Below are 14,913 nucleotides of genomic sequence, written 5' to 3' on the forward strand. Positions count from 1 at the left end.
ATTTTTTACAACGAAGGTTCCATTAAGTTTACTTAATGAAAGCCATTCGCAATCACGAAATCAGACTTGGGCTGTCTCTGCACGCCCCTGCAGCACATGGTGCCGCTTGAGCCGCAACAGCACCTGAATGCCAACGTCGCCCGCTCCCGGCGTCTTGCCCGCGCCTGCGTACTCGTTATCATCAAAAGCCAGCTCGCCACCATGCAACTTGGCGATCGCCTGCACCAGTGCCAGCCCAAGGCCATAACCAGGCACACTCGAAGTCTGCCGCAGCCGGCTGAATCGCAACAGCGTGCTTTCGCGCTGGTCCGCTGGGATCCCAGGACCACGATCGGCCACCCCCAGTTCTATCTGATCGCCGATAGTACGCACGAACATCGTGACCGGCGTGCCCGGCGCAGCATATTTGAGCGCATTGTCGAGCAGATTGGACATGGCCTGCATCAACAATGCCCTGTCGCCATAAACCTTGCTGCCCGGCGGCACCGTGACCGTCAGCATATTGCCACGCAACTCGGCCAGCGGCCGGTAGTAGTCAGCCAGCTCAGTCAGCACCCCTCCGGCATCCAGATACTCGAACTGACGCAGACAGCGTCCGGACTCGATCTCGCCAATCCGCAGGATGGCACGGGACAGTTTCTGGATACGCTCGGCCTCTTCTGCCGCCAGAGCGATTTCCTGCTGCACAGCCACATCGCCCGTCAGTTCGGCAGCCGAACTCAGCCGGTTCTGCAGGCGCGTCAAGGGTGTGCCCAGTTCGTGGGCAATGTGACTGCTGGCGCTCTTGACCTCTTCCATCATGCGGTTGATCCGCGCCAGCGCCTGGTTGATATTCTCGCCCAGCCGGTCGATCTCGTCGCGCCGCTGACCGACCGGTGTACGCACGGCACTGTCGCCCGCCACATAGCGTCGCAGCACGCTGCGGATCGTATCCACGCGCTTGAGGCTATCGGCCCCAAAGGCAACGCTGATCCCGGTACTGAACAGCAGCACGATGAACAGGCTGGCTCCTGCGGTCAGCGGCAGGATACCGACCCGCTCCATCATGGGCTGGATATCGTAGCTGCTGAAGTACACGCTGCCATCGGCCAACGGCACCACCAGCCCCAGCAGTTCGGCGTGATTGCCGTCCGCATCGGTCCATTCGACATGCCGCCAACCATGGCATCCCATGTCCAGGCAACCAATCACTGACAGCAGCGCCGGATCGCCATATTCGACCCGCTGATAGGGACCCAGCAACAGCACCTTGCGCTCAGTGCGATATTCCAGATAGTCCCGTGTATAGAGCGCCGAGCGCACCTGAGCCGCACTGTCCATGCCCAACGCATGCTGCGCCCGGATATCGGACAGCACCATCTCGCGCACATGGTTGTAGAGCACGTTCTCGATCAGGGAGCGGCTCCAGATGGTGGTCATCAGCGTGACCAGCAAGAAGATGAAGGCAATGCTGGAAGCCTGCCGGAAATAGCTGGTCTCGCACAGCGACCTTATTGTCTGCGCGAAAGTCCTTGCCGGACCGACGGCCACTTCATCCGAGGACATAGCCAACCGACCTGATCGTGCGCAGCAACGCCGCCTCGAATCCCTTGTCCAATTTGGCACGCAACTTAGACATATGTACGTCGATCAGGTTGGTCTGCGGATCGAATTCGTAGCCCCAGACCCGCTGCAACAGCATGCTGCGCGTCACCACGCGGCCACTGTGCTCGAGCAGTACCTGCAGCAGCTTGAATTCCTTGTCGGTCAGGTCCAGCACCGCATCGCCCCGGCGCACTTCACGACGCAACACATCCATGCGCAGATCGGCGGCATACAGGACAAGCTCCTCATCCACCTGGCCACCCATGCGACGCACCAGCACCTCGATGCGGGCCAACAGCTCGGAAAAGTCGAATGGCTTGCCCAGATAGTCATCCGCTCCGGCGCGCAGGCCCTCTACCCGATCATCGGGCTGATCCACAGCAGACAGGATGATGATGGGAGGATGCCGCCGCCCCTTGAGGCGCTGCAACACCTGGATGCCATCGAGCCGGGGCAGCATGCGGTCGAGGATGATCACATCGAACGCCTCGCGTTCGATGGCAGCCAGTGCATCTTCGCCGTTGTCCACCAGCGTACATTGATACCCTGATGTCTGCAGCTTGCTGCCCAACCAGTAACTCACCTTGCTATCATCTTCTACGACCAGAACTCTCATCTCTACTCCCCCGACAGCGCTGACGGAAGCGACTGGGCGCAACCGCTGTCGCCGCCACAGAACAGGCTTGGTCGCATGCTCGCGAACCAGCCACAACAGGGCGGGAGGCGATTATATTTACCAATAAGAACCATTACCATTATTATTACAATTGGTTGATACCATGCCTCACGGATGGTTAATCCCCTCAGGAAAACAGGACCAGCGGCCGTCCAGGCACCAGCGGATGCGCCAGTACGTCAGGCCGTTCTCCATACGCCTGCGCCAGCAGATCCGGCACCAGGACCTCCTCTGGCCTGCCACATGCCAACAGCACACCGCCGGACAACAACGCCAGCCGGTCACACCAGGCAGCGGCCAGATTCAGGTCATGCAGCACAGCCAGGACACCCACCTGCTTTTGTCGTGCCAGACAGGATGCCGTCGAAAGCAAGGCATTCTGATGACGAGGATCCAGGCTGGAAACAGGTTCATCCAGCAGCAGATAGGCATGGCCCTGTGCAGCCACGGCCAGCGCTGTCTGAACCCATGCCCGCGCAAACTGCACCCGCTGCTGTTCACCACCGGACAGGGTGGCATAGGATCGCTGGCCGGCATGCGCCAGCCCCACCTGCTGCAAGGCTTCCTCGACAACCGCGCTCAGTCGGGCCGGCGCGACCTCCGGAAAGGGGTACCCGCCCATGCCCGCAATTGTCTCGACCGGCATATCGAATCCCCGCGCAGCCTGCTGCGGCAAAACGGCCCGGCTGCGAGCCTGCCGCACCGCCGGCAAGCTGCGTAGCGGCACATCGTCAAGTAACGCGTGGCCTGCATCCGCAACCAGTTCACCCGCCATGACAGCCAGTAACGTAGATTTGCCCGCACCATTGGCACCCAGCACACCCAGCACCTCGCCCGGTACCAGTTGCAGCGACACATCCATCAGTACGGGACGACTCTGGCGCAATGCGCGAATATGCTCAAGCTGCAGCGAATTGGCCATCATCCATCCCGCCTGTCGGCCCTGACCAGCAACCAGAGAAAGAACGGTGCCCCCACCAGGCTCGTCACGATCCCGACAGGCAACTCCGCAGGTGCCAGCAACACCCGCGCCAGACTGTCGGCCAGCGCCAGGGCAATCGCGCCCCCCAGCATGCTTGCCGCAAGCAACCAGCGGTGATCCGCACCCAGCAACATACGCAGGATATGCGGCACCACCAGACCGACAAAACCGATCACACCGGTCGCCGCAACCAGCGGTCCGACCAGCAGCGCCACCATGAAAATCAGACGCCGCCTGAGCCGGTGCAATTCAAACCCCAGATGCATGGCCTCGCGCTCTCCCAACAACAGCGCATTGAGTGCCCGCCATTGTCGGCACAACACCCAGCCGAAGAACACCGTCCAGGGAGCCAGCAGCGCCAGCACCGACCAGTTGCCCTGCGCCAGGCTGCCCATGGTCCAGAACGTCAGACTGCGCAACTGACTGTCATCGGCCACGAAGCTGAACAAGCCGATCGCACTGGCGCAAACGGCATTGATCGCAATACCAGCCAGCAACAGGCCAGCCACGCCCGCCGTGCGCCGCCCCAACAAATATGCGCAGAATGTCGCCAACAGGCTACCCGCGAAGGCAGCAGGCACCAGGGTCATGAAAGCTCCGCCACCCAGCACGATCGCGGCCACGGCACCCAACGCCGCCCCCGAGGAAATACCGATCAGCCCCGGATCCGCCAAAGGGTTGCGAAACAATGCCTGCATCACAGCCCCTGCCAGCGCCAGGCCAGCCCCCACGACCAGCCCGAGCACAATGCGAGGCAAACGGATATCCAGCAGGATACGGCTGTCCAACGCCATCTCGGCATTGGCTCCACCCGTCAGGATGCGCAAGGCACTGCCCGGCGTGATCGTATAAGCGCCACTGAGCACAGACATGACGACCACACCACCGAGCAAGACAAGCATGGCGCTCATGCAGCACAGAAAACGCTGCCGCCCATCCTGCCCAGTGCCGCTGGCCGAGGTCGCCGTCAGCATCATGTATCGGCAGGCATGCGCACCAGCGCCTGCCGCAACTGTGCAACTGCCTGCGGCAGACGCGGACCGAAAGTCAGATAAAGGTCATCGGCCATCACGACAACCCTTCCTTCGCGCACAGCAGGTGTTGCCGCCAGTGCCGGCAGCGCCAGCATGCGCTGCATGCCGCCCTGTGCCTGTACGGTCATTTCCGTCACCACCAGCATGTCCGGTGCTGCAGCAGCCATGGATTCTGCCGTGACCGGCTTGTAGCCTTGCTGCCCAGGTATCGCATTGCGAAAACCCGCCAGCGCCAGCGTGGCATGGGCAGCAGTTCCCTCGCCAGCCATGAGCAAGGTGCTGGTATGCGCAACCAGAGATAAGGCACGCTGCGGCAGTTCGCGGCCGCCCTCCGACAACTGTGACAGTTCCCCCTGCAGGCGTGCCACCAATGCCTGCCCCGCGTCAGCACAATCCAGGGCCCGTGCCGCCTGTTCGATGCGTGCCTGCAAGGCCGGCAGATCGGGCTGATCCGGCAGTACTTCGACGCGGATCCCCAGGCTGCGCAGTTGCTCCAGCGCACCATCCGGCCCCGACTGATCGGAAGCCAGCACCAGCGCCGGACGCAAGGCGGCTACCCCTTCCACCGGCACATTGCGGTAATAGCCGACGTGCGCAAGGGAAGCCGTCTCCGCCGGATAGACACTGGATACATCCACGCCCACCAGCCTGCTGCCGGCCCCCAGCGCATAGACGATCTCGGTAATCCCGCCGCCCAGGCTGACCACCCGGGCCTGGCCCTCCGGCGCGGACGCACAGGAAACGGCTGCACCACCCCCGTGGTCGGCCCGCATGCCAGGAAACGCCCGCGCCATCATCGGTGCCACCATCAACCCGGCCAGCGCCAGGAGTTTTCTGCGTATGTGTTGCATGTGGCGCTCACCCTCGCTGCTGTCCACTGAAAATGAAAACCAATTATGCGCAAGGGTCCGCCGAATGTGGATTAAGTTTTATTAAGGTTGACACGTTCAGTAGTAGAATCGAGGCCAATTATCATTTCCGTCGCCATTGCATTGCATATGCTGTCGCCCAAGCCCGACATTGCCCCCGACACGGTCTCCGCACTCTACCGCCAGCATCATGGCTGGCTGGTGCAATTCCTGCGTCGGAGGCTGTCTGGCGATCACCAGCATGCGCTGGATCTGGCACACGACACCTTCGAGCGCGTCATGCGCACCGGCATCGCCAAGGTGCCGGTCGAGCCGCGTGGCTATCTGGCGACTATCGCCCAGCGCCTGACCATCGACCAGTTCCGCCGGCACACACTCGAACAGGCTTACCTGGACAGCCTAGCCTGCCAGCCCGAAACCCTGGCCCCTTCCCCGGAAACCACGGCCCTGATGCTGGAAGCCCTGGCTGCGGTATGCACCATGCTGGATGCCATGCCGTCGCGGATGCGGCGCATCTTCATGCTGGCCCAGATCGATGGTGCCAGCTATCAGGATATCGCCGCCCAGCTGGAAATCAGCGTCAACATCGTGCAGAAGGACATGCTCAAGGCCTGGCAGCACTGCTACGCCGCCATCTACGGGTAGGCAGCCACATGTCACGTCCTCTCTTCGGCCCGGTCGATACGCAGTCCGCGGCGCTGCCTCCCGCCATCGTGGCGCAGGCCGCACATTGGCTGGTCACCCTGGAGCAACCAGCCGACGATGCCACCCTGGCCGCCTGGCAACACTGGCGACAGGCACATCCCGATCACGAGCGGGCCTGGCAGCGATTTGCCGGCCTGCATCAGGACCTGGGCATCACACGCCAGGAACACATTTCGCCCACCATCGTCAGCCAGACCCTGCACCAGACAGTCGAAAGCCAGGACCGGCGCAAGCTGCTCAAATGGACAGCCACAGCCAGCGGTGCCCTGCTGCTGGGCTGGGCCGGCCGACATCGCACACCCGTACCCGGCTGGCTGGCCGACTACCGTACCGGCAGCGGTGAGCAGCGCGAACTGGCATTAGACGATGGCACCCGGATCATCCTGAATACCCGGACTGCCATCGATATCGATACCGGCGGGCTGCAGCGCGTGCTGACGCTGTACCACGGAGAAATCGCCATCACCAGCGGCGCTGAACCACACGCCCTGACGACCCTGGTTGCAACCCGAGATGGACAGGTGCGTCCCATCGGTACGCGTTTTGTCGTCCGCTATCCGCTGCCGGACAATCCACACACGCTGGTCACGGTCACGGATGGCATGGTGCGGATCACGCCACGTCAGGCCAGCGACAGCAGCGTTGACTTGCCTGCAGGCCGGCAGGCACTTTTTTCTCGAAACCAGGTCGCCCCGTCCGAACCGGCTGCTTCCACCTCCTCCGCCTGGATACAGGGCATGCTGGTGGCGGACCGGATGCGCCTGGATACCTTTCTCACAGAACTGGGCCGCTACCGTCCCGGTATCCTCGACTGTGCGCCGGAACTTGCAGGACGCCTTGTCACAGGCACCTTCATGCTGGCCGATACCGACCAGGCACTCCAGGCCCTTGCGCTCGGACTGCAGTTGCACCTGCGCTACCGGACACGCTATTGGGTCACGCTGGAAGCAGCCTGAAGACATTAATTTGTAAACGCCCGGCAGATTCCCGAGCGCCATTCGTTAGACCTTATAGAGGGCCTTCATACAGGTCCCGGCAACGGATAGCAAACAGGAATCGACCTCATGATCAAAGATGATCTTTTTTGCAATACCAGACTTAGCGCCATGCCTCGGTACACGACAGCCCGCGCACTGCTGCAGATGGCGCTCGCCGCATGGCCGGCCGTCAGCATGCTGACACTGGTCGGTATGCCAACCCAGGCACAGGCAGTTGCCACGCAGCAGATCGATTTCGACATCGCTCCCGGACCGCTCGGCCAGGCCCTCATCCTGTTCGGCCAGACCAGCCGCACCACCATCGTGGCCGACCCGGCGCTGACCGACCGCCAGCAGACACGGGGCCTGCATGGCCGCCATACCCTGGAAGAAGGACTGTCGCAGTTGCTGGAAGGCACTTCCCTGCAAGCCGTACCCAACGCACCCGGCAGCGGTTTCAGGTTGCGCCGCATTCCCCAGATGGCGACCCCCACCGAGGCACGCGCGCACACCACGCTGCCGGACATCATCGTGACCGGAGAAAAGGTCAGCCGCTCCATTTTCGATACCAGCTCCAGCGTCGCCATCTACGATGCCGCGACCCTGGCCGGCCTGCCCAACGCCACCAGCGTCTCGGACGTGCTCAAGCGCACACCCAACGTGGTCGACCTGGGCATCGGCAACAACCTGCCCACCATCCGCGGCGTCGATGGGTCCGGCCCGCTGCAGGGCGCAGCCGCCTTCCTGGCGGGCACCCGCCCCCGCCTGAACATGTCAGTGGATGGCCGCTCGTCGACCTACAATGAATTCGCCTTCGGCACCCAGTCCTTGTGGGACGTGGAACAGGTCGAGATCTTTCGCGGCCCGCAAAGCCACATCCAGGGCCGCAACGCCATTGCCGGTGCCATCGTGATGAGTACCAAAAACCCGTCCTGGGCCTGGGAAAGCGCGGTCAGGGGCATGAAGGGCAATCAACACAGCTGGCAAACGGCGGCCATGCTCTCCGGCCCCATCGTGGAGGACACGCTGGCGTTCCGCCTGAGTGTGGATCGCCAGGAGCGCAAGAGCTTCGTCGACCTGATTTCCTACAATCCGGTGGGCGATCCGCGCCGCATCGAAACGACCACGACCCGCGCCAAGCTGCTGTTCGAACCCTCCGGACTGCCCGGCCTGTCGTCGATGCTGACACTCAACCATATCGACAGCCGCACGCCGCAGGGCGAAGCGACCAATCCTCCACCCGGCTACGTCAGCGCGCGCTTCGACCCGCGCCGACCGGTTTTCACCACAAAGTCCACCAGCGGCATCTGGGATCTGGGCTGGAACGCATCCGATACCATTCGCCTCGAAAACAAGCTGGTCTATACCGATTTTTCCAACGAACGGCTGATGGTCGATACCCTGCCGCACGCCCGCATCGACGGCCACGAATTCCAGCTCGAACCGTTGCTGCGCTTCGATCTGCCCGGCGGTGACATACGCGGCCTGGCCGGTATCCGCTATTTCCGGGGCACACAGGACGAATACGTCAATCTGTTCAATGGCAGCAGCTTCCGCGACGAAACCGAGACGCGTGCCATTTTCGGCGAAGCCACATTCGCACTGACCTCACAGCTTGACCTGACGCTGGCGACACGCTTCGAACAGGAACACCACAAGCGACGCGGCGGCAGCAGCGCGGTCCGCATCGACCTCGACAAAACCTACTCGGCGTTCCTGCCCAAACTCGACCTCGCCTGGAAACCCGACCACGACCTGACGCTGGGGGCCATGATCACGCGCGGCTATAACGCCGGCGGCGCAGGCATCACCTTCGGCGCGCCCATCGTCAGCTATACGTTTGACCCCGAATACGTCTGGAACTATGAGCTGTACAGCCGCCAGCACTTCCTGGACGATACGCTGGAGCTGACGGCCAACCTGTTCCTGAACGAATACACCGACATGCAGTTGCCCTATTACCTGGGGCCCAACTCCTCGGTGATCCGCAATGCCGACAAGGCACGCACCTATGGCGCAGAACTCGGCGTGCGCTGGATGCCCGTACCCGAACTGGAAGCCTTCGGCACGCTGGGCCTGCTGCGCACGAAGATCACGCAATTCGCCGACAGCGGCATCGAGGGCAACCGGCTGGCACGCGCCCCGGACTACTCGTTCAATGCAGGACTCAAGTACCGCTTCGGCGGCGGCTTCGAGATCAGCGGCGACGTCCAGTTCAACGACAGCTACTACTCCCAGTACGACAACGACGCCCTGGGTCGGATCGCCTCGCACTGGACGGCCAACCTGCAACTGGCCTACGCCTTCAAGGGTGGCCGTGTCGCACTGTTTGCGCAGAACCTGTTCGATGCCGACCGGCCGACTTTCATCACCAACAACGACCCGACCACACCCTTCGTCCAGCGGCCCCGGCTGGTCGGCATCACGGCCGAATTCAGTTTCTGACGCCATTTCGGATATTCATCGAGGACATGATCACCATGCACGCCACCCGACATTTCACCCTGCCCCTGATCGCCACCAGCCTGATGCTGATCACCCCATATGCCCAGGCCGACACCCGCGCACAGCAGCAGCCCCGACAACAAAGCGAGTCCGGTATCACGGAGGACAACGCACAGATGCGCACGGCTGCCGTCGTCACACCCCACACACCCATCACTGCACATCAGATCCTGTCCCGCCCCACGGCCTCTGCCGTGGTCGAGCTAGCCTACAGCCCGCGCGAAAACGCCCTTTTTGTATCGGCACCGGACTGGCAGGATGAAAGCCGCTCACGGCTGCTGCGCCTGGCTCCCGACAGTCTCGACATCCAGGCCGAAGTGCCGCTCGACGGCAAGGGCTTTGGTGTCGCCCTGGATGATGCCGCAAACCGCCTCTACCTGACCCAGGGATTCAACGGCGCGATCAGCGTGATCGACACGCAGGGCAACCAGATCGTCAAGCGCATTCCCGTCATGCAGAAGGTGAATTTCGAACAGCTGTACCAGGAGCACGAACTGTCGCAGACGCGCCGCGACTTCCTGCTCGAACAGCTCAAGAAATGGAACGTGGTTGACGACTTTCCCTACAAGCTGCGCGAACTCGCCATCGATGCCGACCAGCACCGCCTGTTTGCCCCCGGACTGGGGCTGGGCATCGACAGTGTCCTGTTCGTGATCGATACCGAGACGCTGGAATTGGAGAAAATCCTCCCCGGCTTCGGCTACAACGCCGTCGGTATCGTGACAGACCCGACCCGGCACCGCATCTTTGTCTCGAACATGCAAGGTCAGATCATCACGCTCGACAGCCGTACACTGGAAATCACCGGCACGCTCGAGGTCGAGGCCGATCAATTGCTGAACCTGGTCTACGATCCTGCGACCAACCGCCTGTTCGGCGTCGACCAGGGCATCGACCGTGACGAATGGCGCAACAACCACCTGGAGCGTGAATATGCCCACCGCAGCCCCGGCCACCGCGTGTTCGTGCTGGATGCCGACAGCGGCAAGACACTGGCTGTCATGCCCACCGACGAAGTACCCATCGGCCTGAACCTCGACACGCAGCGCAATCGGCTCTACGTCACCAATCGAGGTGGCGTGCGGCCCGATTCGGCGCAAGGCTCGGTCACGATCTACGATACCGAGGCCTACCAGCCACTGCAAACGCTGCCCCTGCCGCCCCATCCGAACAGCCTGGCGCTCGACGCTGCCGGCAACATTCTCTATGTCACGGTCAAGAACGACGGCGACAGCGCCAAGGCCGGCAAACCCGAACACGTCGTGCGCATTCAGTTCTGAGCGCGCGACAACGTCCTTGCCTGCCCATCTGGCAAGGACGCCTTAATCAATCTTAATGACCTGCAGGTATCGTCGTGGCAAGGTCCTGCACTAGGATAGGAGCCGTTCTCACTCGCAATCCTTTTTCAAGCAGGCCTGCCATGACCCAGACCACGACCGATACCGTCCTGACCCGCGCCAAGCGCCTGAAGGCACTGACCCACGGCACGCACGATGCCCTCGACAACCGCCTGAGCAGCTTCCACCCGTTCGAAAGCCGCGAGCACTATGCCGCCTTCCTGCAGATGCAATACCGCTTTCATCGCGATGTCGATGCACTGTTCGACCACCCCGAACTGAATCGCCTGCTACCAGGCCTACAACAACGCCGCCGCCTGCAGCAGGTCGAACAGGACATGCGCGACCTGGGTATCGAGATTCCCGCGCTGTCGGTGCCGCCCGTCTTCGAAGCAGGCAAGGACGTCGATATCGCCACGGCGCTGGGCTGGCTGTACACCGAAGAAGGCTCCAACCTGGGCGCGGCATTCCTGTACAAGCTGGCAGCCAAGCTCGGCCTGGACGGCAACTTCGGCGCACACCACCTGGCCCCGCACCCGGATGGTCGCGCGCCCAACTGGCATGGATTCCTGGAGCAGTTCAATGCCATCGAACTGGACGCCAACGGTGAAGCCCGTACCGATGCCGGTGCCCAGGCCGCCTTCCGCCAGGTCGATGCCTATGTCGAAACCTGCTGCGTGCTGCCCGAGGCCGAGCCCGAACTGGCGAGCTGAATCAACCTGCCGTTCATGCCTCTGCGCACGCGCATTCCCGAGGCATGAACGAACTGACCATAAGGCACTGATCCGTATGCATCAGGCTGCCGGGCCGAAAACCGCCTCGATCCGGTCTGCGTCCAGAATATTGAGTGTCCAGTGCTGAATCGTGTTCAGATCTGCAGTAGAGATACGATCCTGGGCCCAGGCGGGTATGCTGCTGAATTTACGCAGCAACAGTTCATTGAGTGTAGCCAGAGCCACCTGGCGGCCTTGCTCCAAGCCTGCCTGCTCCCCCTTGCGGGTGGCGCGGCTCAAGGCGGTGCGCTCGTCCAACATGGCAATGTCGTGCTGCAACGCAGCCCAGCGCAGTTTTTCATCGGCAGACAGGGTCCGCAGATGTTGCAGGGCTTCCTGCACTGGGGGATGTGTGATCTGGTTCATGGCAGCCTCGTCCAGGTTATGCAGCAGGCAAGTGATCCAGGCCCGTAGATCAGGCGGCAGATCGCCAAAACGTTCGGCCTTGGGCAACTCCATTATATGCAGTTGCAAGGCTTCCTTGAAGCAGATGGCCGGCGTCTGCTCATCGCGCAGCGCCAGCCGCCAGAGCGCCTGTTGTGGATGATCAGGAAAAAGATCATGTGCCAGCAGACTGATCCCAATGACCGGCCGCAGACCATCATAGCTCTGACCGGCCTGTAATTGCTCCGACAGGCCCCGCGCCAGGTAGTACACATTGCGTTCCGGCCAGGGTTCTTCGCGCCTCACCTGCATTTCAATAATGAACACAGCCTCGGTGGCATCGCGAACCAGAATATCCATGACTATCCGCTTGCCGTTGATGTGCTGTGGCAGGATGTCAGGGTTCAGTACCTGTACTACCGTAATCGGCTCGGGCCACTGCAACACCGCATTGATCAGATCCGACAGTAGATGCAGATGGCGACTGAACAGTGCTTTGAATACCAGGTCGTTGGTCAAGCGCAGCCCCGGGGGAGGCAATATCCGGTCGACAAGCCCCACAGGCGCAACCGTATGAAAAAGCAACTCAGAGGCTGTCTGTGACGAGCGGGTATCCGGCATATCGATGCATCCTGTCTGCATGGCAATACAGACAATCTACCGGGTGATCATGCCATTGAAAATTGGGCAAAATTGTCACATTGGACGTATTTATCCCGGTGTCAGCGTCACGCCAATATCGGCCGGAGCTCCGTAGTACAGGCTGCTGGTCACCAGCGCATCCACGCCACTGGCCGCATAGCCGGTGGCGTTGTCATGCCGGATGCCGCCGGCAGCCAGAATTTTCAGGTGTGGCCAGCGATTGCGCAGATGTGTGCACCACGGTGCCAGTTGTTCAGGCATCACCTTGTCGAACTGGATGACATCGGCCCCCGCCTGCACGGCCAACTCGGCCTCTTCAAGTGTTGCCGCCTCGATCACGATCTTCTTTTCCGCCAGCCCGGGTGCATTGCGTGTCAGCGTCTCGCGGATCGAGGCCCAGCCGCCTTCCGGCAGCAAGGCACGATGCTGCGGAAAGACCACGACGGTTTCCGACAGGCCCAGTCGATGTGGCCACGCCCCACCGGCACGCGTAGCCTTGATCGCCACACGACGCAGGCCAGGGGGATGCTTGCGCGTCGTCAGCACCCCCACACGTGGATCGACTGCATGTATGGCACGCACCAGTTCATGCGTGCGCGTCGCGACGCCACAGGCATATTCCAGCAGGTTCTGCCCCACTTTCCAGACATCGAGCAGGGCCTGCGCCGGCCCTTCTGCCTCGATCAGGGCATCCCCGGCCTGCAGCACCGTACCACTGGCGGCATGCCGGATCTGGACGACCTGCCGCTGCGCAAGCAGGCGCACGATCTCCTCGGTACAGGCCGCCACCACAGAACCACGCGCTTTCCAGGCAATGCGTGCCGGCCGATCGCCGATCTCCAGTACCGCGCTGGTCAGGTCGAAATAGCCGATATCCTCATGCAACCAGCCATCCAGTTCATCCGTACCAAACAGCACATGCGTCGTTGTTTGCGCATTCATGAAGCACCACATCGATACCGTCTACATAACGCTATATTTTATCAAACATAGCGATGTACCAGACTGCGCTGCATTACCCCGCCAGCAAGGCGGCCACCTTTTTCCAGGTCTGCGGGCTTTGTGTGATCGATACCGAGAAACGGATATGCGTATCCGGTGCCTGTGTTGGCGAGAACAGACGGCCGGGAGCCAGCAACAGCCCGTCGGCAGCGGCCCGGCGCGCCAGTTGTTCGCTGTCCTGCCCGCAGTCCAGCCACAGGAACATGCCGCCCACCGGCTCCGGATCGATCCGCAAGCCCAGCCGGCCGAACAGCCGCAGGCTTTCGTGGCGGGCCGCATCGACCTGCTGACGCACGCGCTGAACATGGCGCTGGTAGTCGCCGGACGATACGATCTTCTGGATGATGCGCTCATTGAGTTCCGGCGTCGTCAGGCCGGACAACAGTTTCAGGTCCGTCAGTGTCGATACCAGTTCGGGGGCCGCAGCCAGGTAGGCAACCCGCATGCCCGCCGCCAGTGTCTTGGCAAACCCGCCGGCATGTACGACCCGTTGCAGGCCATCCAGCGCCGCCAGGCGTATCGCGCCCCCTGGATGCAGGTCGCCATAGGTATCGTCCTCGAAAATCCTGAAATCGTATTGCTCGGCCAGTTTCAGCACCGCATAGGCAGACCGCGCCGACAGGCTGTAGCCGGTCGGATTGTGAATCGCACTGTTGATGATGAACAGGCGCGGGCGATGCTCCCGGGCCAGTTGCTCCAGCACGGCCACATCCGGGCCATCCGGCCCGCGTGGCACCCCCAGCACACGCACCCCTGCCGCAGCCAGCCGCCCGAATACCAGGAACCACGCAGGATCCTCGACCAGGACACAGTCACCCGGCTGCGTCAGGGCACGCAGGACCAAATCAACCGCATGGGTCACGCCAGCCGTCAGCAGCAGATTCTGTTCAGGATGCGCCGGTATGCCCAGCCGCTGCAAGGCATCCGCCATGGACACACGCAACGGCAGATAACCCTGCGGCGGGCCATAACCCAGCAAGGACGAGCAGGAGCCACGACCCGTGCTGCGCACAGCGGCCGCCAGCATATCCACATCCAGCCACTGCTGTGGCAGCAGCGCCGATGATCCCGGCACGAAACCGCCGCCAACATCGCGCAGGGTGCTTTTCAGCAGCCATGCCACATCCAGCGTCGCAGCCGCCGGTTCGGTCCCTTGCCCGGCGGTCAGGCGGGGATCGAGTGCGCCCTGGTCCTGCGGGGCAGGCCGGCCACTGACGAAATAGCCCGCGCCCTGGCGCGCCTGCAGCCACCCCTGGCCAACCAGTTGCTCATACGCCTCGACGATCGTGAAACGACTGACTTCAAGATGTTCGGCCAGGCGGCGGATGGACGGCAAGCGACTGCCGGGCCGCAACCCCAGCAGGGTGATCTTGCGTATCAGCATGGCCACGATCTGCTCGGTCAGCGTCTGGTCGCTGTCCCGCAGAGGGGGCTCGAAAGCAT

At 62.3% G+C, this 14,913-nt stretch carries 13 protein-coding genes; 5 read left to right on the forward strand and 8 right to left on the reverse strand.

Annotated features, from left to right (window positions below):
* Nucleotides 1-60 precede the first annotated feature (60 nt).
* The 5 genes from DD235_RS14460 to DD235_RS14480 form a co-directional block, all read right to left on the reverse strand.
* The gene (locus DD235_RS14460) at nt 61-1,545 is read right to left on the reverse strand and encodes a sensor histidine kinase (RefSeq protein WP_109062815.1); all 1,485 of its coding nucleotides are present in this window, start codon (nt 1,543-1,545) and stop codon (nt 61-63) included.
* Nucleotides 1,532-2,200, reverse strand: a complete 669-nt coding sequence (locus DD235_RS14465; protein WP_109062816.1) for a response regulator transcription factor — start codon at nt 2,198-2,200, stop codon at nt 1,532-1,534. Before DD235_RS14465 ends, DD235_RS14460 begins: the two co-directional genes overlap by 14 nt.
* 187 nt (nt 2,201-2,387) lie before the next feature.
* Nucleotides 2,388-3,185: a heme ABC transporter ATP-binding protein gene (locus DD235_RS14470; protein WP_239990170.1), complete on the reverse strand. Its 798-nt coding sequence runs from the start codon at nt 3,183-3,185 to the stop codon at nt 2,388-2,390.
* Nucleotides 3,182-4,153 (reverse strand): FecCD family ABC transporter permease, encoded by a 972-nt coding sequence (locus DD235_RS14475; protein WP_109062943.1) that lies wholly within the window; start codon nt 4,151-4,153, stop codon nt 3,182-3,184. The genes DD235_RS14470 and DD235_RS14475 overlap by 4 nt, the downstream gene beginning before the upstream one ends.
* A gap of 62 nt (nt 4,154-4,215) precedes the next feature.
* A complete protein-coding gene (locus DD235_RS14480) occupies nt 4,216-5,127 on the reverse strand; it encodes a heme/hemin ABC transporter substrate-binding protein (protein WP_239990171.1) in 912 nt (303 codons plus the stop codon).
* Nucleotides 5,128-5,274: 147 nt separating this feature from the next.
* Here DD235_RS14480 and DD235_RS14485 point away from each other — a divergent pair, with 147 nt between their 5' ends.
* The 5 genes from DD235_RS14485 to DD235_RS14505 all read left to right on the forward strand — a co-directional run bounded on the left by DD235_RS14485 (nt 5,275) and on the right by DD235_RS14505 (nt 11,382).
* Nucleotides 5,275-5,790 (forward strand): sigma-70 family RNA polymerase sigma factor, encoded by a 516-nt coding sequence (locus DD235_RS14485; protein ID WP_109062817.1) that lies wholly within the window; start codon nt 5,275-5,277, stop codon nt 5,788-5,790.
* An 8-nt stretch (nt 5,791-5,798) separates the two neighbouring features.
* Complete coding sequence (locus DD235_RS14490) at nt 5,799-6,806, forward strand: FecR domain-containing protein (protein ID WP_109062818.1); 1,008 nt, start codon at nt 5,799-5,801, stop codon at nt 6,804-6,806.
* A 150-nt stretch (nt 6,807-6,956) separates the two neighbouring features.
* Nucleotides 6,957-9,272: a TonB-dependent receptor gene (locus tag DD235_RS14495; protein WP_204524251.1), complete on the forward strand. Its 2,316-nt coding sequence runs from the start codon at nt 6,957-6,959 to the stop codon at nt 9,270-9,272.
* A gap of 35 nt (nt 9,273-9,307) precedes the next feature.
* Entirely contained in the window at nt 9,308-10,612 is a 1,305-nt protein-coding gene (locus DD235_RS14500; RefSeq protein WP_239990172.1) for a YncE family protein, read from the forward strand.
* A gap of 140 nt (nt 10,613-10,752) precedes the next feature.
* Nucleotides 10,753-11,382 (forward strand): biliverdin-producing heme oxygenase, encoded by a 630-nt coding sequence (locus DD235_RS14505; protein ID WP_109062819.1) that lies wholly within the window; start codon nt 10,753-10,755, stop codon nt 11,380-11,382.
* Nucleotides 11,383-11,463: 81 nt separating this feature from the next.
* Here DD235_RS14505 and DD235_RS14510 read toward each other — a convergent pair whose 3' ends face one another.
* The 3 genes from DD235_RS14510 to DD235_RS14520 form a co-directional block, all read right to left on the reverse strand.
* Complete coding sequence (locus DD235_RS14510) at nt 11,464-12,447, reverse strand: Rpn family recombination-promoting nuclease/putative transposase (RefSeq protein WP_162300510.1); 984 nt, start codon at nt 12,445-12,447, stop codon at nt 11,464-11,466.
* A gap of 90 nt (nt 12,448-12,537) precedes the next feature.
* Nucleotides 12,538-13,410, reverse strand: a complete 873-nt coding sequence (gene modD / locus DD235_RS14515; protein WP_109062947.1) for a ModD protein — start codon at nt 13,408-13,410, stop codon at nt 12,538-12,540.
* A 73-nt stretch (nt 13,411-13,483) separates the two neighbouring features.
* Entirely contained in the window at nt 13,484-14,896 is a 1,413-nt protein-coding gene (locus tag DD235_RS14520) for an aminotransferase-like domain-containing protein (protein WP_109062948.1), read from the reverse strand.
* Nucleotides 14,897-14,913 lie beyond the last annotated feature (17 nt).

The organism is Corticimicrobacter populi (assembly GCF_003123725.1).
Lineage (GTDB): Bacteria > Pseudomonadota > Gammaproteobacteria > Burkholderiales > Burkholderiaceae_B > Corticimicrobacter > Corticimicrobacter populi.